The 868-nt window shown below is 56.8% G+C and carries 1 protein-coding gene; it reads right to left on the bottom strand.

Annotation, left to right across the window (positions count from 1 at the left end):
* Positions 1-183: 183 nt before the first annotated feature.
* Positions 184-868 (bottom strand): DUF5906 domain-containing protein (locus DXA66_RS14640; protein WP_243089118.1); only part of this gene is annotated, 685 nt, incomplete at its 5' end.

Here is an 868-nt window from a genome sequence, read left to right as displayed (position 1 = left end):
CGCATGGCTGGGATGCACGCGCCCTCTTGGGGCGCATCTTGGTTTCTCTCCCGCCCCGAAGGGCGTGTTGCCGCCCTGTATCCGCCCGAAAGGGCGGACACGCGCCCTAAGAAAACAGCGATAACAAGTCAAAACTACTGATTTGGGGCGCGTAGGGCGCGAGAATTTCACTTTTCGTGTGTTTTATGCCGCAACAAAGGCGGGGTGGACGCATACGCCCCGGAAGCCGCGGTACTTTCCTTCGATGTGCTTGGAGAAGGTCAGGCCATACTTCCCGGCATTTTTCAGCAGGAACTGGCTGAACTTCTTCTGTGTGGCGGGCGATTCCAGATTATCTTCGCACCACTTGGTGTAGGCACGATAGAGGTATGTGGAACGCTCTTCACTGTCAGGACGGAAGCGGACGTAAGCCTGTGCCTGCATGAACTGGCTCAGGTTGTCGCCGTCTTCCATGGCTGCTTCAAGGTTCTGGATGGAGCGCTCGCTGATGGTAAACTGATAGCGGTTCGCCAGCAAACGGTGCAGCCCCTCCAGCATCCACAGCAGGATGCTGGGACGCTCCTCGGACAACTCTTCGATGAGAAAGGGATTGTCCACCCGGGCAGGGTCACGGTCTTTCACCGTGATCAGGATCTGCCTGCGCCAGAAGCCGTCGCTGTCATCGTGAGCGGCCACAAGGTTGCCATTGCCGAAGCAGATGAAACGAACGTACAGCAAGCCTTGGACAGCCTGCTTGTTCTTCCGCTCGATGCACAAACGGTCTTCGGCGGTGACGATGGACTTGATGTTCCGTGTTTCGGGCAAAGCCACCATGTTCAGGTCGTCATCGACCATGACCAGCTTATACTCCAGATTTGCACTGGCAAAG

This window comes from Faecalibacterium sp. OF03-6AC (assembly GCF_003478175.1).
GTDB classification, from domain to species: Bacteria; Bacillota; Clostridia; order Oscillospirales; family Ruminococcaceae; genus Faecalibacterium; species Faecalibacterium taiwanense.
The sequence above is the reverse complement of the archived record's forward strand: the minus strand, read 5'-3'. Positions and strand labels throughout refer to the sequence as shown.